This is a genomic window from Acinetobacter sp. P1(2023) (genome assembly GCF_028367635.1).
In the GTDB taxonomy this organism is placed as follows: Bacteria; Pseudomonadota; Gammaproteobacteria; order Pseudomonadales; family Moraxellaceae; genus Acinetobacter; species Acinetobacter pittii_E.
On record NZ_JAQNDD010000011.1, the window covers coordinates 83,582 to 101,515 of the forward strand.

The following is a 17,934-nucleotide window of genomic DNA, read 5'->3' on the forward strand; positions in this document are numbered from 1 at the left end:
CTTTGAAAAAAGTTTAAAAATTAGACTTGAAACATATAGTGGCTTTATGCCACTATATATTCATCGAAGGTCATCAGACAAAAAGAGGATGATATGGCTATCCAGCTTTTAGATGCGGCAAGAAACGAAATTCCAGTGAAATTTACGCAGTTTTCTGGTGGCGAGCGTCATGTTCAAATTGATGAGACAACCTTAGGTTCACTATATGGCAATGTATTGGTTCGTGCACACATGGCCTCAAGTCACGATATGATGGACTATTTACTACTTGAAAATATATTGCTGACTCAGGGTTTAACCATTGACCTAGAAGTTCCGTATTTTCCATATGCACGTCAGGACCGTATTTGTGCAGTAGGCCAAGCGTTCTCGCTTGATGTGATGACCAAGTTACTCAACATCAATGCTGACAAAAAGGGGGGCAAACAAGGCAAGGTGACTGTTTGGGACTGCCATAGTGAAGTAACAACAGCATTACTTGCTGCCAATACTTCTTTTAGTGAAGTTGTAAACATTAGTTCAGTCGACATCATCGCAAAGAGTGAAGCGCTAAGCACATTGTTAAAAGATGAAAAAACAGTGCTGGTTTGCCCAGACAAAGGCGCAAAAGCGCGTACACAAATGGTCGCAGATGCTTTTAATTCTGAGCGCAAACAACCAATCACTATTGTTCAGTGCGATAAAAAACGTGATCCAGTAACTGGCAAAATTTTAGGTACACATGTACATGCGACTGATTTATCAGGCCTCACAGCGCTCATTACCGATGATATTTGCGACGGCGGTGCAACCTTTATTGGTATTGCCAAAGAACTGCGTCGCCTCAATTGCCATAAGATCGTTCTGTATGTGACCCACGGTATTTTCAGTAAAGGAATAGAGGTTTTTGATGGACTATTAGATCAACTATTTACCTCAGACAGCTTTCCACAACAACCATCAGACAAAATTTCAGTAATTGCTTTTGCAGCAAAATAAAGAGAACAAAGATGACGATTAAACTTAATCCATTAAACGCTATCGATTTTTATAAAGCTGATCACAGACGTCAGTATCCAGTAGGTACAGAGTATGTATACGCCAACTTTACGCCGCGTTCATCTCGACTCGCTAAAATGTTGCCTGACTTCGACGATAAAGTGGTGTTCTTTGGGCTTCAGGGTTTTATCAAACACTTTTTAATCGATACATGGAATGAAGGCTTTTTCAAGCAACCTAAAGACAAAGTCGTGGCTGCTTATAAACGCCGTATGGATAGTTCATTAGGTGAAGGTGCAGTACCTGTTGATCACATTGAAGCGTTATACGACTTGGGCTATTTACCATTACGCATTAAAGCATTGCCAGAAGGCAGTCGCGTCAATATGCGTGTACCCGTGCTCACCGTCATTAATACCGACCCGCAGTTCTTTTGGTTAACGAATTATATTGAAACTGTATTAAGTGCCGAGCTTTGGAAAAGCTGCACTACGGCCACAATTGCCTACGAGTACAAACGATTATTAACACAATATGCCGTAAAAACTGGCGCACCACTTGATTTTGTACCTGTGCAAGGACACGATTTTAGTAGCCGTGGTATGAGTGGCATTTATGATGCGGCGCAATCAGGCGTAGGTCACTTAACCAGTTTTATTGGAACAGACTCGGTTGCTTCTATTGACTACGCCGAAGAATATTACAATGCAACTGGTGTGATTGGGGTATCTGTACCTGCAACTGAACACAGTGTGATGTGTATGGGTACAGAAAACAGTGAGCTAGACACATTTAAGCGTTTAATCTGCGAGCTTTATCCGTCTGGTGTTGTCAGTATTGTGTCTGATACATGGGACTTTTGGCGAGTGATTACCGAGTTTACGGTGGCGTTAAAATCTGAAATTTTGGCAAGACAACCCAATGCTTTAGGCTTGGCTAAATTAGTTTTCCGTCCAGACTCTGGCGACCCTGTTAAAATTATTTGTGGTGACCCAGACGCTGAAGTTGGCAGTCCTGCCTACAAAGGTGCAGTTGAATGCTTATGGGAAGTGTTTGGAGGTACAACAACTGAGCAAGGCTATAAAGTACTGAATGAACGTGTCGGTTTAATTTACGGTGACTCAATTACTTTAGACCGCGCACAGCGTATTTTAGAAGGATTAGAAGCCAAAGGTTTTGCATCAAACAACTTGGTGTTTGGTATAGGCAGCTTTACCTATAACTACTTAACTCGCGATACCTTTGGGTTTGCTGTAAAAGCAACTTGGGGGCAGGTCAATGGTGTAGGTCGAGAGCTATTTAAAGACCCGATTACTGACTCAGGTGTAAAAAAATCTGCGAAAGGTCTATTACGTATCGAAGAAAGTGAAAATGGTTTTACCTTATTTGATGAGCAGACGGCCGAACAAGAACAAGGCGGAGCACTAAAAACAGTCTTTGAAAATGGTAAACTTCAATATGAGTGTACTCTAGATCAAATTCGTGAGCGTTTATCTATCGTATAACTGAATTTAGATGAGCCGTTGCGTGTGTATCGGCTCATCGTTTTTATTGAGAGGCTGAACGTGACTATTCAAACTGAACAAGAATTCCTTGCCAGTTATGATCGCCGAGATTATGACGCACCTTTACTCACGGTCGATATGGCTATTTTCTCGGTATTTAATGGACAGTTGCAGGTACTCCTCATTAAGCGACCAAACTTTCCAGCCAAAGACCAATGGGCTTTACCCGGTGGTTTTGCCGATTTAAAGCATGATCAAGACGTGATGGCTACTGCATATCGTAAGCTGGTCGAAAAAACTGGGATTGCTTCACCTTACTTAGAACAAGTTGCCTCGGTCGGCAATGCCAAACGTGACCCACGTGGTTGGGCCGTAACTATTTTGTATTTTGCTTTAATTGATTTTAATGCCTACCAACACCAAGCCTTGGCTGAATACAGCGAATGGGTGCCTGTAGCAAAAGCTCAAGATTTTGCATTAGCTTTTGATCATAATGAATTGCTCAGCTTAGCATTAGAGCGTTTAACCAATAAAACTCGCTATACCGCATTGCCAGCTAGTCTAATGCCCGAGTTATTTACGCTAACCGAATTACAAACCATTTATGAAATTATTCTTGGGCAATCCTTAGATAAAAAAGCGTTTAGACGCCGTATGATAGAAGCGGGCGCAGTTGAAGAAACCAACCACAGTAAAATCGTGGGTAAACGACCAGCTCAGCTTTACCGCTATGCACTCGATTCTTTCGATTTTATATTTCCTCGTTCACTCGAATTACCCAGAAATAAAGAGGGTGAAGATAAGCAAAACAATGAGCTTTCTGACTAGCGCATCTTGATGCACTTTTGATTTATAATGCCGCGCTTATGATTGATGTCATGTTTTAATCAGCACTTTGCCTATGTCACACGTTTCTCCCTGCTTCCAGCAAAACCAGTTTTTTGTGTTGGTGGAATATCTCACTTCACTGCATGAGATTTATCCTGTGAAACATGAGTTTGCCGGATATCCGGCTGCAATGACATTGGCAGATCGTGTACATTCCGATCATGATATTGCACCGCTTGAAGCCAGTAAAAGTTACCCTGACTCAATAGAGAAAGTCTTACACTTTTCAGGTAAGGCCCGAGACATACAAGACTTCGAGCACTTTTTAGAACAAGCTCAGTCAGCCAATATTCAAAACTTGTTATTGCTTACAGGCGACAAACTTAAAGAGCATCATCATGGTCGAGATGGACAGCCTCGTAGTCGATACTTAGAGTCTGTAAATGCTGTAATGGCAGCCAAGCAGCATAGCGGGTTTCGTATCGGGGTGGCTTTTAACCCATTTAAATATGTTGAAGCCGAGCGTGATGCACAATATTTAAAACTGCATAAGAAGATTAAAGCAGGTGCTGACTTTATTATTACCCAATTGGGCTATGATATTGAAGCCTTAAAGCAAGCCAAATCATTTTTAACTAAGCATAATTATTCGCAGCAAATACTCGCTTGTGTGATGCCACTGACTTTGGCACGTGCCAATTTTATGGTGAAACATAAAGTGGCAGGTATTGTCATTACCCCACACATGTTAAAAGTCTTGGCAGAAGAAAAACAGGCGGGACATACAGACCGCGTTTATTTACGTTGTGCTTTACAGATTTTGATATGTAAACATTTAGGGTTTGCTGGAATTCATTTATCTGCTTGTCATAAGCCAGAAGAGCAAATGCTGCTTGAAAGCTATATTGAGCAATACAGACATTTGGAGCTTAAAGCTTTAGAAGAGCTGTGGAATTCACTGTGGCAAGTCACCACAGGCAAAGAGTTTGCACCTGAAATTACGCATTTTTCACGTCAGCCGACCTCCAAACAAATCATTAAATATCGCCAGCTACATGTTATGCATGAAGCAATGTTTGGATCAAAAATTGCTAAAGGCGTCGGACGTTTTATTTTCAAAGCATCTTTTTGGGAAAATGCTTTGGTCGCCAAATTCTTACTTAAAACAGAAGTACTGAGTAAACATAGCCTAGTGGGTTGTGAAAGCTGTGGTCAGTGTCGCCTAAGCGATACTTTATACATTTGCCCTGAAACGTGTCCAAAAGGTTTAGCTAACGGGCCTTGTGGAGGTACAACTTTAGACCGCTGCGAATTTGGTGACCGTGAATGTATTCACTCTGTTAAAGCACGACTTGCAAAAGCCATTGAACAAACCGAAATATTAAAAGAAAAACTGATTCCAACTGTGCCTATTGAAACTAGGGGAACCAGCTCTTGGAAAAATTGGTATTTAGCGACTGAGGCATAAGTTGTATAACTTCCTTGATTTGATTTTGTTAAAAAATCAATTTATATGCTAAAGCACAGCGATAATTTAAAAATAACAATCGTTTGCCTTAATTATGTCCAATCAAAGTGATCACCTAGGAGTATACTTAAAGCAAATCTTTTGCGTTAAAAGAAAGGCTGTCTCAATGAAAAAGTTGGTTGCTGTACTTACTGTAATTGTTGTTTTAACTGGATGTGTCTACGACCCTGTTAATTACAACAAAATACACGACCAAGAGTTCCAAGATCACCTCAGGCAAAACGGTTAGCAATAAAAAACCCACTCAATGAGTGGGTTTCATTTAGAAGAAATTTTTAAGTTTTTAAATAAATAATCAAAAATCCTTAAATCACTATTTCCTAAATAAAAAAGAGTTACTTTTAACTCTTTTTTAAGGGTTAATTTACTTTTTGATAATATGTTTAAATTTATTGATATGTTGCTTTTTATCTAAAAAAAGATGTCATTTTTCTCAATATAACGACTAATTTGTTAAAGATTTATTACTTGATGATTTTATTTAATTTAGTCAGTTTTACTATTGTCATTTGGGTAAATTATAATATTTATATTTTATATGTATTCTGATTTTATAAGGATATAACGAGTATTGCTAACTACTTTTTAAATTACAAAACATCTTAATTAACTTTACTTAAATTATACAAATTAAAAATATTATTTTAATAGCTGTATAACAAAGAATGGTATTCATTGCACTTTTTATTATTTTTAAGTGTAGTTTTAAGTATTTGATTAATATTATTTATATGCTGATTTGTACATAAATTTATAAGTAGAAATGAGTTGGAATATAAAATTACATAATTTTTAAATATATTATTTATAAAATACTACCTATTGGCACAAAGAGAAAAAATATATGTCAAAGAGGTCAATGATATTTAATTAACTTAAGAACCATAATTTGCACCAAATTTTACGCTGTCACGATTCATTGAATAAAACCAAGTGAAAAGTTACGTAAAAAAGACGCCAATATTTTATTGGGGTAAATAAAAAATCGAATATTACAAATACACGGAATGAATATGGATAACGTAGCTCAGCTAGAAACTGATACTAATTTCCAAAGCCGAAAGAAAATAACTTGGGGTGTTTTTAGTGTCCTGCTGTTATTTTTAGTTGCTGGCATCTTATATTATTTTTTTGTATACCGATTCTATCAATCTACTGATAATGCTTATGTACAAGCCGATGTCACTTGGGTGATGCCAAAGATTTCAGGCGAAGTGATGGAGTTATTAATTAACGATAATCAGGTGGTAAAAAAAGGGGAAACTTTAGCGGTATTAGATCATCGCGATTACCAAGCTCGCTATGATCAGGCCCGTTTTGTGGTCAGCTTAAAAGAAGCAGCGCTTGGCGTACAACAACAAAATGAAAAATCTGCTCGGTCTTCAATTACGGAAGCAAATAGTGGTGTAGTGGCAGCGCAAGCTGATTTAACTCGTTTAAGAAAAGATTTTGATCGTTATCAAGATTTATTAAAAGATGGGGTGATTACTCGTCAAAACTTTGAAGGCATTCAATCTCAATATTTAACAGCTCAAGCGCAACTCAGCAAGGCACAAGCCGCCGTCAATGCAGCAGAAGCTCAGTTGGGAAGTTTACAGGCTAGTCGAGCGCAGCTTTTAGCAGATATTCAAAGTGCCAATGCAAATTTAAATCTGTATCAAGTCGATCTGGCTTCGTCAAAAGTGGTCAGTCCCGTAGATGGCAAAATCGGTAGTCTTGCAATCCAGAAAGGTTCGCGTGTTTCTCCGCAAACGCGCTTAATGGCGATCATTCCTGAAAACAGTTTGTATGTACAAGCGAACTTCAAAGAAACCCAAATTGAAAAAATGCATATTGGTCAGAAAGTTGAATTAAAACTTGATGCTTACCCAAGCCTGACCTATAGCGGAAAAATTGAGAGTTTTTCACCAGCTTCTGGCGCAACTTTTTCACTCATGCCACCAGACAATGCCACTGGTAACTTTAACAAAGTTGTACAACGCATTCCTGTGCGTATTGCCATAGATTCAAGCCCGCATATTGATTTGATAAAACCTGGAATGTCGGTGAGCGCTACCGTTGACCTAAGAACTTAATAATAAAATTTTAGGTAATAACAAATGAATAAGCACCTTGAAGCCGAGTGGATGTTTCCCGCAAAGACGGCATGGGCAATTTTTGCGGCCATGATTTTTGGCAATTTCATGGCGATTCTTGATATCCAGATTGTGGCGAGTTCTTTAAACGAAGTTCAAGCGGGGATGAGTGCAAGTCGTTACGAAGTGACTTGGGTGCAAACGGTTTATTTAATTGCCGAGATTATTGCAATTCCAATGTCGAGTATTGTCTCTCGGGTGCTGTCGACACGGGTCTATTACACCCTCTGTGCAATTGGTTTTACGGTCAGTTCTTTACTTTGTGCGTTGGCATGGAACTTAGAAAGTCTATTGGTATTCCGTGGCATTCAAGGTTTTATGGGCGGCGGTATGATTCCGACTTCCATGACCGCGTTATATCTACTTTTTCCTGAAGCAAAACGTTCTTTGCCTTTGGTGATGTTTGGCATGATCAGCACTTTGGGTCCGGCCATTGGCCCAACCATTGGCGGCTGGCTCACCAATAACTTCTCATGGCACTGGATGTTCCTGATTAACATTATTCCGGGCATTATCATCGCCACCGTCATCTACTCGGGGCCAAATATCGACCGCGCGAACTATTCACTCATTAAAAGTATGGACTGGTTTAGCCTCGTTGGTATGGCGATGTTTTTAGGTGGACTTGAATACTTTCTTGATGAAGGTGCACGACATGACTGGCTTGCAGACACAGGCGTTCGTATTGCTTTCATGATCTGCATTGTAGGCGGCATGATTTTCTTCTCTAGAAGCTTCACCCAGCCTAAGCCTTTGCTCGATTTATCCGTATTTAAAAATAAAAACTTTACCTTAAGTGCCATCACCACTTTTGTGATTGGTATGGCGCTCTATGGCTTGGGTTACATGATTCCCGTGTTTCTTGGGCAAGTCCGTGAAATGAACAGTAGCCAAATTGGTCACGTCATGATGGTGACAGGCATTGTCATGTTCTGCTTTGCGCCGTTCCTTGCATGGCTGATTCCCAACTTTGATACCCGTAAAACCGTATTTGTCGGAATGATTCTGGCGGGTTTTGGTGTATGGCTCAATTCGCACCTCAGCATTCACAGCGATTACGACTTTATGTTTTGGCCGCAAATTTACCGTGGTATTGGCCTCATGATTTGCCTGATTGTGGTTTCACATTTAGCCATGAGCACTTTACCACTCAGCAAAGTAGCCGATGCCAGCGGAATTTATAACCTGATGCGCAATATCGGCGGTGCGGTTGGACTGGCACTGATTAACTCATCATTAGATTGGCTCACTGCGCTACATGTCACCCAGATTAATCAGTCGATGACACCGCAGAACTGGATCTTTATGGAAAGGCTGGATCAGCTCACGGCGCAATATCAGGAAGTTGGCTCAAACGCACAGCAAATCGCGCTCAGTGTGATTTATCGTGATATTCATTTTCAGGCACTGACATCGAGTTTTAATGACTTATTACGCATGCTCGCAATCATCATGTTTGTGACCGCCTTTTTAACCATCTTTATGGATCGGGGGAAGAAAATGAATATGTAGCGATTTAGAAATAAAGAGCAGCTTTGAAAGAATGAAAAACAATAGGGCATATCAAAACATATCCCTTCATAGAAAAAGAACATTGAGATGAGTTTTCTAAAATCGGTTGATGAGGTCGGGGAACTCGCAAATTAGAGGTGGAAGGTTAAAGGATTATGATTAATACAACGTATAAACTGATTTCAAAATTGAACCTGAAAAATAGTACCTATGGGCAATATTTTGAAAAGGAACAAATCGATACAGAGCGATTAAAAGTGATGTATTCCATTTACGAGCAGTATTATGAAAATACGAGATTTTCTATTTTCGTAGATGATTTCCAAAATAAAAGTGGTGCGATCTTAATTTTTGACTCTCAAACAGATGAGATTGTCGGTTTCTCTACTGTTGTTGTGCAGCATTTCTACTTAAATGGTAAGGACTACACCGTGTTATTTAGCGGTGATACGGTCATTTTGAAAAAGTTTTGGGGCACGCGTAGTCTGCAAAGTACCATGCTCAAACTGATGATTAAGCTTCGAATCAAATATCCATTTAACGAACTCTATTGGCTCTTGATCTCTAAAGGCTATAAGACTTACCTGTTACTCGCCAATAACTACTATGTCTATTATCCAAATATTAAAGATGAAAACCAGCATCTCTCGGAAGTTGTCGAGCACTACTGCGAGAAATTTTTTGGGGAATATTATGACCGTGAAGCGGGCCTTTTAAATTTTGGTGATGACTATCAGCCATTAAAAGGTGAAGTCGCACCAATTACTACCGAAATGAGAGAGAAAAATCCAAATATTCATTTTTTTGAGCAGATGAATCCAACATGGAAAGCAGGCACAGAACTACCGTGTATTGGTCGGTTAGGTTGGAAAGACATTGCTCGTTTCCCAGTGAAGCTAATGACCAAACCTACAAGTAAGGGAAGATTTGAAGCTTGCGTAACACATAAAACAAAACGTAGAGAGGCCATCCAATGAAATCTAATGAATGGCTGACTTTAGGTTCACATTTGATTTTAAAAAAATGGTGTGATGCAACTGACCGTAATTTTCAAAAACAGTTTAATGCTTTAGAGACAACGCAACGTCAAATTCTGCATTCAATTTTACAAACCTCGACCTTTGCTAAAGATAAAAAAGTTCAAAACTATGAGCAGTTTGTAAAATCATTTCCTGCGACACGTTATGGCGCATGGCGAGAAGACATTCAACGTTACCGTGAACAAAAGCTTTCACTGTCGAGTAGTAAGCTGGTTCGTTTCCAGCCGACCAGTGGTTCGAGTGAACAAATTAAGTTTATTCCATACACCAAGCTGTTTTTAGATGAACTTGACCATGCGATTGCGCCGTGGATGGCAAGTCTATACCGTAAGTGCCCACAGTTGAGTTCGGGCACACATTACTGGTCGGTGTCATGGTTGCCTGAAAGCCAGCGTGAAGTTTTAAAAGATAAAAACTTAAATGATGACAGTGCGCTACTCGGTGTCGGTAAGCGAATTTTATCTAAGTTTACTCAAGCGGTTCCAAGTAATGTTGCATTTGCCGCCAACGCGGATGATGCACTGTTTGCCACCATTTGTTATTTGGTCGCAAACCGTAACCTAGCTATGATTTCGGTGTGGAGTCCAACATTTGCGCTGCAATTGCTGGAACGTTTGGAGCTACTGCAAAAAGACGTGATTGAGGTTTTACAAAGTGGTTCATGGGGCAGCCGTCAGGCTTCATTAAAAGAAGTCACCGCACCGCACAGCCCTAAAAGTGCTCAAGCATTAATAGCGAGTTCAAACGGCGAGCAGATCGACTTTAAAAAGCTCTGGCCAAAGTTAAGTCTGGTGTCGAGCTGGGATACCGCAGGTTCAAAAGCTTGGGCTGAAAAATTAAAAGAGAAATTGCCCAGTGTTCAGTTTGAAGGCAAAGGGTTATGGGCGACCGAAGGGGTAGTGACCATTCCCTATAACGACCAATACCCGCTGGCATATCAAAGTCACTTCTACGAATTTGAATATCTAGAAGGTGACAAACAAGGGCAAATCATTCCCTCATGGCAGCTCAAACAAGGCGATGTGGTCAGCCCACTGATTACCTCGGGTAATGGCTTGCTGCGTTACTGTCTGGATGATTGCTTACGGGTCACGGGCTTTATAGAGCAAATTCCGTGTTTTGAGTTCCAAGGTCGCCGTTTTGGTGTAGATCTGGTCGGTGAAAAACTTGCGCCTGAAACAGCCCAACAGTTGTTGTCACAATTAAATGAAACTGAATCGAAGGCGATTTCTTTACTCGCAATTGATACTCAGCAACAGGTCAAACCATTTTATTGCGTGCTTTTTGAAGGTGAAATTCACCATAGCATTAGCAACGAATATATCGACAGTATTTTGCGACAGAACTTCCATTACGAACTTGCGCGAAACTTAGGACAGCTCGACCAACCTCAAATTCGCCAAGCCAATAATGGCTGGAATGCCTACAAAAAACTGGTCATGTTTGATGGCATTATCGAAGGCAATATCAAACCTGAGCCACTCAAAAAAGTCACCCTCAATAGTTTGGAACAACTATGAAAGGGATGAAGCCATTTAATACTCGGTTTTTAACACTTCGACACGCCTTATATTTAGGCGTGTTGGTTGTGTCGAATGTACACGCCATGACTTTAGATGAGGCTTTGTCTGCCAGTTTAAGACATGAAAGTCAGCTTGAAGTCAGCCGTTTAAGCGTGAATCAGTCTACCGCTATGCTCGAACAGGCCAAACAGCGTGATGGACTCAAAGTCAATTTAGTCGGCCAACTGGACTATGAAAGAATAGATACACCTTCACACGTCCTGTTTCCAACCGAAGGAAACCGTAAAGGCCGAAGTTTGCAATTACAGGCTGATTATCCGATCTATACCTCTGGACGACACCGTTTAGGAATTGATGTTGCCGAAAGTCAGCTTTCTGCACAAAACCAAGGTTTGTCAGATCAAAGATCGGAAACCATTTTAAATACCGTGATGGTCTATACCGACGTATTAAAAAAGAAAGCGATTTTAGAACTCAGACAAAAGACCATGGCAAATCTGCAACGGTCTTTATATGAATCGAAACGTCGTTTTGATGTGGGCATGATTACCCGTGCGGACTTGGCTCAGGTTTTGGCACAAGTCGCGCAAGGCCAAGCCGATATTACACAGGCCCAATCTAACCTGACCGTCAGTGAAGCACAGTTTTACCAAGTAACAGGTGTAATGCCTGACAACCTTGTTGCGATTAAACAACTACCCGCTATTCCCGCTAACTTAGATGAAATTTTGGCGCAAACCAAAAACCATCCGGCTCTCATGCGTAGCAAATATGAAAAGCAGGCTGCCGACAAACAATACGCTTTAACTAAACGCGAACTCTGGCCAACGGTGATGCTCACCAGCCGTGCCGGAAAGCAAGATGAAGCAAGCTATATTGGCTCTGAAAGCAATAACTATATGGTTGGGGTGCAGCTCAATGTACCGCTCTATGACGATGGTTTAAATCGGGCCAATGTCAAAAAAGCACAGGCCGATATCGATTTGGCTAAGCAAAAAACACGAAGTCTTGAACTAGATTTAAATAAGCGAACGCGTACCACCTATGCGCAGCTTCAAACCATCCGACAAAATAAAGAAGCACTGGCAAATGCCATAGAGGCCGCGTCTATTGCTTTTGTCTACACACGTAAAGAGTTTGATGTGGGCACCAAAACCACGTTTGATTTGCTCAATACCGAACAAAAGTTACTCGATGTCCAAACCCAAAAAACAGTCAATGACCAAGACGAAGTGGTGTTTGTCTATCAGTTACTCGACCAAATGGGGCGTTTAAATAACTTGGTTCCCGTACAAACCGCACAACAGGTGAATAATGAATAAAACAAATACACCACTTGCTGATAATACGCTTATTACCCGTGAAGCGACTTTGGCAGATGATCAGGCTTTACGAGAGTTAATTGCCGTACCGATGACCACTAAAGGCATACAAATTAGCTTTCAGCGTGAACCGAGTTATTTTAGAGCGTCCGACATTGTCTATCGGCATAAACTGCACGTCGTGATTGAAGACACCGAGAGCCAAAAGAAGGTGGCTTGTTATAGCAACGGTTACCGTCCGTGTTATGTTGATCGAACCGTTCAAAATTTAAGATATGCGGGAGATTTACGGGTAGATCATAGCTATCGTGGTAAATCACTGGTAAAGGTTTTAGGCAAGCATGTAAAAGATACGATGCACGCACCTAACTTTAGCCAAATGATTATTTTTGATGATAACCATGCCGCGCGCGCTGCCATCCAAACGGGCAAAACGGGAATGCCTGATTATTATGATGAAGGGCTTATAGAGACATTAAGCCTCACCGACACTGGCGCAAAACGAAAAATCACGGCTTTTTTAAAACAGGTTGCTAAGCAAAGTGATCTTCAAGAAGTCCGTAACTGTGTTGCCGAAGCCAAACATGTAGCCGCAATGAATCAGTTTATTGCCGACATGGCAGGGTTTTATAACTTTATTCCAGCTTATAACTTTGAAGAACTGGCGCAAGGTCATCAGTATTTTTCAGGAATAAAACTCTCAGACTTTTCACTTTATTTTAAAGGTGAAAAACTGGTGGGGATGTTTGGTTTGTGGGATCAGCATACGATTAAGCAAACCAAAATTTTGCATTACAGCTCAGCCATTGGTGTGCTTAGACCCATTTACAACTTGTTGACTCCAATCACCAAAGGTATGCGTTTGCCTAAACTCGGCGACTCTATTCAGTATCATGTGCTACATACCCTTATGTGCCATCCCGAAGATTTAGCTTTGCATCACAAAATGCTTGAAGATGCCTATGACAAGTCAAAACAGCAGGGCGTTGGTGTGGTGAGTTTTACGCTTTCCCATAAAGACCCGCGTTATCAATTAAACCAGTTTTATAAAGGAGAGCGCCTAACAGGAATGCATGGGTTTATTAGTTATGAGGGCGACCCAAGACCAAGTTTTGATAAAAACCTGATTCCATACTTAGAAGTTGGGCGTATTTAATCTTAAGAGAGGTTCGCCGTAAGTTATTAATGCGCAAAATTTTACGGATGTTATCCATAAACTTGCTCTTGCATAGATCTTTATTTCTCTTGGGCCGTTGAAACAATTAACATGGTTTGAAGGTAATAATCTACACGTGAGTGATTATTGTCCTTATGTGAGTTATGCGCATTAAAGGCGGCGTCATGAAGTTTTACGACTCGAGCGATCGGATTCGAACTACAACGAATTAAATATTCCTCGCGTGTTTCAATTTCCCGTTTAGTTAATGCATCAACGGCATCGCGGACTTCTTTTCTAAATAAGCTTTCGATTTTGTCTAGCGTAAGAGGCGTGTCTTCAACGCTATCGTGTAGAAGGGCTGCAATAATATAAACTTCTGAAAATTGATGCTCAATTAATGAATTGACCACACCTTTAATATGGTAATCAAAGTAATCATAAGAACCATACTTTTGACCTTGATGAGATTCTTTTGACAATTTCTCTGCTAATTCAACTTTATTTTGAGTCATTTTTTGCTCTTGTTACTTTAAGTATATGGCACGGTCTAATTTGTGAGTTTGGGCGCTTAAATCACAAGTTTATACTGAATAGCCACTCATAAAAACTCCCTTTAATAACAGTAGTTACTCATTCTTATTTATTCATTCTTAGCTGCGGTGGGCCAATCCAGACCTTAAATTTCTGAAATTTTAAACTTTAACTTAATGATATAAAAGTAGATTGTAAATAATACTTAAGAATTTCCTTAATTATCTAATTAAATGAAAAATAATAATTATTTAAATATTTTCTAGCCAATTTTACATTGACACCTCAAATGTTGAAGATTAACATTTGGCTTCTGGCCTACATTGCCAGGCAGTTTTGACAGACTGCTATAGGACCGCATCGGGATTATTCCTTCCGAGGAATAGTTTTGTGTGTACTTCTCGTTCCCTCCCGTAGCGGTAGGACGGGAGAGGGACACCTTTGTGTGTGCTGGAGTCCTACCAGTCTGTCAACCCTCTTTCGTTCTGCCACCATAATTCTAATGTTTTGGCAGAACTCCATATATAAGGAGTTGGCTTTGCACATCCATTATTTCTTGGCAGCCATTGCCAAAAGCTATAACAACACAGCTTAAAACATTTTATGCAGCTTGATCGCCGTAAGGCTTTTAGGCTTTAGCTCGTTATTACTTAAAACTTAGACAACTAAAACTTGAGATGTGCTGAGCACAGTCTTACGGCTTTGCTATGCTTTTTTCTCTCCCAAAAGGCAGCAGTTTTTATATCTCATTTATATACAACAATAATTTTTTATAACGGTAAAAATATGCCACATATAGATCTCCCATTTCGTGCTTTAAGCGTGCTTCACACTTCAAGGTTTTTATTTAATAAATATGGTTTTCATAAAGTCGGGGTAGACCGAATTGTTGAGTCGGCAAACATTCCAAAAGCCACGTTCTATAACTACTTTCACTCAAAAGAACGACTTATTGAAATGAGTTTAACTTTTCAAAAAGATGGGCTTAAACATGCGGTCATTTCAATTATCTATGTTGAAAAACAATTAACCGTGGTTGAAAAACTCCGCAAAATTTACTTTTTACATGCTGACTTAGACGGGCTTTACCATTTGCCGTTTAAAGCCATTTTTGAAATTGCGAAGACCCACCCAAAGGCATATCAGCTTGTAATTGACTATCGAAACTGGCTCATTAATGAAATCTATAATTTACTTTTAACCACCAACAAAAATGCTTCAAAACAAGATGCCCACATGTTTTTGTTTGTGATTGATGGAGCAATGGTTCAGCTTTTAGATCCGAACAAACCAGATGAGAGAGAAAGATTGCTGGAGTATTTTTTATTGGGGTTTGGGTGAGGGGAATTTACATAATTAAGATTTAAATTGTAGAGGGGATCTTTGATTTTTTGATATCAAATGAAGAGTTAATTAAAGCAGGTATTTACCCACTAACACAACAGAAAAAAATAACCTATTATGCAGATATTCGAAATAATTCTGCTCATGGAAAACCAGAAAACTTCGATTCTGATGAAGTGAAAGATATGATAAAAGGTATCGAAAAATTCTTAATAGACTATCTATCCTAATATAAAAAGAGTCCACCGTTATTTAATAGTGGATTCTACAATCCAAAGCATAAATTCTTTACTATTTTATATATTTATTTAGATAACTATAATATTCTACGATATTTTTATCTTTTACAACCTTTTTATTTTATATTAATTTCTCAGCTATTTTATTTGAAGCGATGTTCTCTGAGTCTACATTAGCTTCAATATAAAAAGAAGTAAGGAATAGATCGGACAAAAGTTGTTAGTTAAAAAACATAAAAATATTCGGAAGTATAAATTAAATTTTATTTATATCCATGTAATCACTTATTTTATTGTATATAGTTGAAGTGGAATTTACAGCCGACCTAATAATTTCTTTACCCACAAGAAAATCAACTTCTCCACTCATAATCAACTCTCTGTAACTCAATACTGTCTTAAAAGATCCCTGTATTTCTTCTTGAAACACTAGAAAATCTTCACTTTTTGTAAGCTTATGAAGCATATTCATTGAGAGGTAAGCTGCATAATATACTGATTGTAATTCTTCGAATTCTTTGACTGTTATTTCTTCTTTATGAGATAGATGAAGGTTAATTGTTATATATTTTTGTAAAGTTTTAATAGATTCTATTGCTTGATCACGTATCAATTTTTTATGTTCTTGTTCACGCCAATCAGTAAACAACAAGTAGGCTACAATGGGAGTATAGATGGTTGCTGACCATGAGAGTAATCCTGTCAAAACTGATGACCAATCAGAAGGTTTATTAAATAAGTTTAAGCTAACTAATGATTGAAATATCAGATATATAAAGATACATACAATAAGAATAATTCCATAAAGAACTATCATTTCACATATTAGATCCACTTTTGTTTTCATATTTTTTCTAGAGAAATTTAAAAATAGAGTGTAAGTAAGTCATGATTTTTAAATAATACAGAACCTTACTTGTAATTTCCATCCCCACAAATGCCTCAAGTTGGGGTATATTGAGATTTTAATTTAGGTATTGCTGGGCACCATATGGGATTGTTAGATAGCAGAGAGCAATTTATTAAAGAAAACTATATCGGGGTTTGGGAACTTATTAATTTTTTGTCAAGAAATAATGAATATAAAGAAATAGGGGGATATTTGGGATATATAGGAGCACAGACTTCTGCTTTAAAACTTTATTACTTAAATTCATTCTACCAAATAACAGAGGTAAATCTTTTATATGGAGTATATCCTGTTATTAAAGATGTAATTGAAAAATTAATTTATGAGTTAAGTGATCCCAATAATGAAAAAAAAGAAATTCTTGAAGATATCCAGTTTAGAGGTGAGAAATATTATTGGAAGAAGTCTGATTTATCTAAATTTCCTGAACTAAATGAAATAATAATACAGATTCAAAAAATAGAGATATCAAATTTAGATGACATGTCACCTAATGCAGAACCTTCTAAAAAAGATAAATTATATATAACTGATGTATTGGATGAAAAAAAAGATAGATATGATTCCTTTATTTATCTTATAGAACATTTTTGCCATACATTTGATCTGCTAATCTATGAGTTATCAACATTTTTACTTATAAATGGTTTTGAGAGTAATATTACGGTATATATAAATATTAATAAAATAGAGTATACGGCTTTAGATGAGCTGAGTTCGAAAAAAGTTATATATCATATTCTAAATATTTTAAGTGATAAAAAATTTAATAGTACGAGATTTGAAAGTAGTTTTGATGATGAGTTGATGTATGATTTTGGATATATTCATATTGAGAAAAACTCTCTTTATCAATTCCAACCTCTGAATGATTTACAAGTTAATATATGTTCTGGTTATGAAGTTTTTGGTTCTGCTAAATATGGGGATTTAAATATAGAAGAATTGAATAAGGCTTTACGGGATTATAATAATTCCCAACCTGAAATATTTAGTGATGAGTGGTATGATAAATATCCTAGATCAAAAGAACTCAGAGATGTTACACCTCCACAAATGCCTGAGGCTCCCTCTAATCTCTTGAGACAAAAGCACCCAGCCTTAGACCCTGATCATCCCAACCATGCACCAGAATTGAAGTTGGCATTTGAATTGTGGGAGGAAATCTATATGAATGGAAAGTTTATTGAATCACATAGCAAATCTATAGAACAGCTTTTATGTGAAAGAGGGTATGAACCACGCTCAACTAAAACATACGACTTGAATAATCTAGCAAAAAGAATAATCGCTGTTACTAACAGAGGTAATCCAAAGAAAACAAATACTTAGTTGTGTGTCATATACATGTGCCACATAACTGATTTATTGCTTATTTAT

14 protein-coding genes are annotated in these 17,934 nt (G+C 38.4%); 12 read left to right on the forward strand and 2 right to left on the reverse strand.

All coding sequences use genetic code 11. From position 1 onward, the window contains the following. The first annotated feature begins 93 nt into the window (after positions 1 to 93). The 10 genes from POD11_RS15220 to POD11_RS15265 all read left to right on the forward strand — a co-directional run bounded on the left by POD11_RS15220 (position 94) and on the right by POD11_RS15265 (position 13,527). A complete protein-coding gene (locus tag POD11_RS15220) occupies positions 94 to 978 on the forward strand; it encodes a phosphoribosyltransferase family protein (RefSeq protein ID WP_262457767.1) in 885 nt (294 codons plus the stop codon). Positions 979 to 989: 11 nt separating this feature from the next. Beyond that, positions 990 to 2,483 carry a nicotinate phosphoribosyltransferase gene (locus POD11_RS15225; RefSeq protein WP_262457768.1) on the forward strand — a complete coding sequence of 498 codons (1,494 nt, stop codon included), beginning with the start codon at positions 990 to 992 and terminating at the stop codon, positions 2,481 to 2,483. 60 nt (positions 2,484 to 2,543) lie between these two features. Continuing rightward, the gene (ntrR, locus tag POD11_RS15230; protein WP_262457769.1) at positions 2,544 to 3,311 is read left to right on the forward strand and encodes an ADPR responsive transcriptional repressor NtrR; all 768 of its coding nucleotides are present in this window, start codon (positions 2,544 to 2,546) and stop codon (positions 3,309 to 3,311) included. 73 nt (positions 3,312 to 3,384) lie between these two features. Then, entirely contained in the window at positions 3,385 to 4,779 is a 1,395-nt protein-coding gene (locus POD11_RS15235) for a methylenetetrahydrofolate reductase C-terminal domain-containing protein (RefSeq protein ID WP_262457770.1), read from the forward strand. 1,073 nt (positions 4,780 to 5,852) lie between these two features. Beyond that, the gene (locus tag POD11_RS15240; protein ID WP_262457771.1) at positions 5,853 to 6,914 is read left to right on the forward strand and encodes an HlyD family secretion protein; all 1,062 of its coding nucleotides are present in this window, start codon (positions 5,853 to 5,855) and stop codon (positions 6,912 to 6,914) included. Between the two features lie 24 nt (positions 6,915 to 6,938). Next, on the forward strand, positions 6,939 to 8,486 hold the full coding sequence (locus POD11_RS15245; protein ID WP_262457772.1) for a DHA2 family efflux MFS transporter permease subunit: 1,548 nt from the start codon (positions 6,939 to 6,941) through the stop codon (positions 8,484 to 8,486). 188 nt (positions 8,487 to 8,674) lie between these two features. Next, positions 8,675 to 9,463 (forward strand): hypothetical protein, encoded by a 789-nt coding sequence (locus POD11_RS15250; protein WP_262457824.1) that lies wholly within the window; start codon positions 8,675 to 8,677, stop codon positions 9,461 to 9,463. After that, a complete protein-coding gene (locus POD11_RS15255; protein WP_262457773.1) occupies positions 9,460 to 11,046 on the forward strand; it encodes a GH3 auxin-responsive promoter family protein in 1,587 nt (528 codons plus the stop codon). Before POD11_RS15250 ends, POD11_RS15255 begins: the two co-directional genes overlap by 4 nt. Beyond that, a complete protein-coding gene (locus POD11_RS15260; RefSeq protein ID WP_262457774.1) occupies positions 11,043 to 12,371 on the forward strand; it encodes a TolC family protein in 1,329 nt (442 codons plus the stop codon). The genes POD11_RS15255 and POD11_RS15260 overlap by 4 nt, the downstream gene beginning before the upstream one ends. Further along, entirely contained in the window at positions 12,364 to 13,527 is a 1,164-nt protein-coding gene (locus tag POD11_RS15265; protein WP_262457775.1) for a hypothetical protein, read from the forward strand. Before POD11_RS15260 ends, POD11_RS15265 begins: the two co-directional genes overlap by 8 nt. 80 nt (positions 13,528 to 13,607) lie before the next feature. Here the strand turns inward: POD11_RS15265 and POD11_RS15270 are convergent, their stop codons facing one another. Next, positions 13,608 to 14,042 (reverse strand): HD domain-containing protein, encoded by a 435-nt coding sequence (locus POD11_RS15270; RefSeq protein ID WP_262457776.1) that lies wholly within the window; start codon positions 14,040 to 14,042, stop codon positions 13,608 to 13,610. Positions 14,043 to 14,847: 805 nt separating this feature from the next. On the opposite strand from POD11_RS15270, the gene POD11_RS15280 reads away from it, so the two are divergent. Next, complete coding sequence (locus tag POD11_RS15280) at positions 14,848 to 15,402, forward strand: TetR/AcrR family transcriptional regulator (protein ID WP_262457777.1); 555 nt, start codon at positions 14,848 to 14,850, stop codon at positions 15,400 to 15,402. Between the two features lie 498 nt (positions 15,403 to 15,900). On the opposite strand, the gene POD11_RS15285 is transcribed toward POD11_RS15280, so the two are convergent. Then, complete coding sequence (locus POD11_RS15285) at positions 15,901 to 16,491, reverse strand: hypothetical protein (protein WP_262457778.1); 591 nt, start codon at positions 16,489 to 16,491, stop codon at positions 15,901 to 15,903. Between the two features lie 144 nt (positions 16,492 to 16,635). Between POD11_RS15285 and POD11_RS15290 the strand changes: the two genes are divergently transcribed. Beyond that, entirely contained in the window at positions 16,636 to 17,886 is a 1,251-nt protein-coding gene (locus POD11_RS15290; RefSeq protein WP_262457779.1) for a hypothetical protein, read from the forward strand. Positions 17,887 to 17,934 lie beyond the last annotated feature (48 nt).

Excerpts from the sequence above, each read along its gene's own strand:
- POD11_RS15280 (WP_262457777.1), top strand. The coding sequence starts at position 14,848 with ATGCCACATATAGATCTCCCATTTCGTGCTTTAAGCGTGCTTCACACT.
- POD11_RS15285 (WP_262457778.1), bottom strand. The coding sequence starts at position 16,491 with ATGAAAACAAAAGTGGATCTAATATGTGAAATGATAGTTCTTTATGGA.
- POD11_RS15265 (WP_262457775.1), top strand. The coding sequence starts at position 12,364 with ATGAATAAAACAAATACACCACTTGCTGATAATACGCTTATTACCCGT.
- POD11_RS15235 (WP_262457770.1), top strand. The coding sequence starts at position 3,385 with ATGTCACACGTTTCTCCCTGCTTCCAGCAAAACCAGTTTTTTGTGTTG.
- POD11_RS15225 (WP_262457768.1), top strand. The coding sequence starts at position 990 with ATGACGATTAAACTTAATCCATTAAACGCTATCGATTTTTATAAAGCT.
- POD11_RS15220 (WP_262457767.1), top strand. The coding sequence starts at position 94 with ATGGCTATCCAGCTTTTAGATGCGGCAAGAAACGAAATTCCAGTGAAA.
- POD11_RS15245 (WP_262457772.1), top strand. The coding sequence starts at position 6,939 with ATGAATAAGCACCTTGAAGCCGAGTGGATGTTTCCCGCAAAGACGGCA.
- POD11_RS15260 (WP_262457774.1), top strand. The coding sequence starts at position 11,043 with ATGAAAGGGATGAAGCCATTTAATACTCGGTTTTTAACACTTCGACAC.
- POD11_RS15290 (WP_262457779.1), top strand. The coding sequence starts at position 16,636 with ATGGGATTGTTAGATAGCAGAGAGCAATTTATTAAAGAAAACTATATC.
- POD11_RS15240 (WP_262457771.1), top strand. The coding sequence starts at position 5,853 with ATGGATAACGTAGCTCAGCTAGAAACTGATACTAATTTCCAAAGCCGA.
- POD11_RS15255 (WP_262457773.1), top strand. The coding sequence starts at position 9,460 with ATGAAATCTAATGAATGGCTGACTTTAGGTTCACATTTGATTTTAAAA.
- POD11_RS15270 (WP_262457776.1), bottom strand. The coding sequence starts at position 14,042 with ATGACTCAAAATAAAGTTGAATTAGCAGAGAAATTGTCAAAAGAATCT.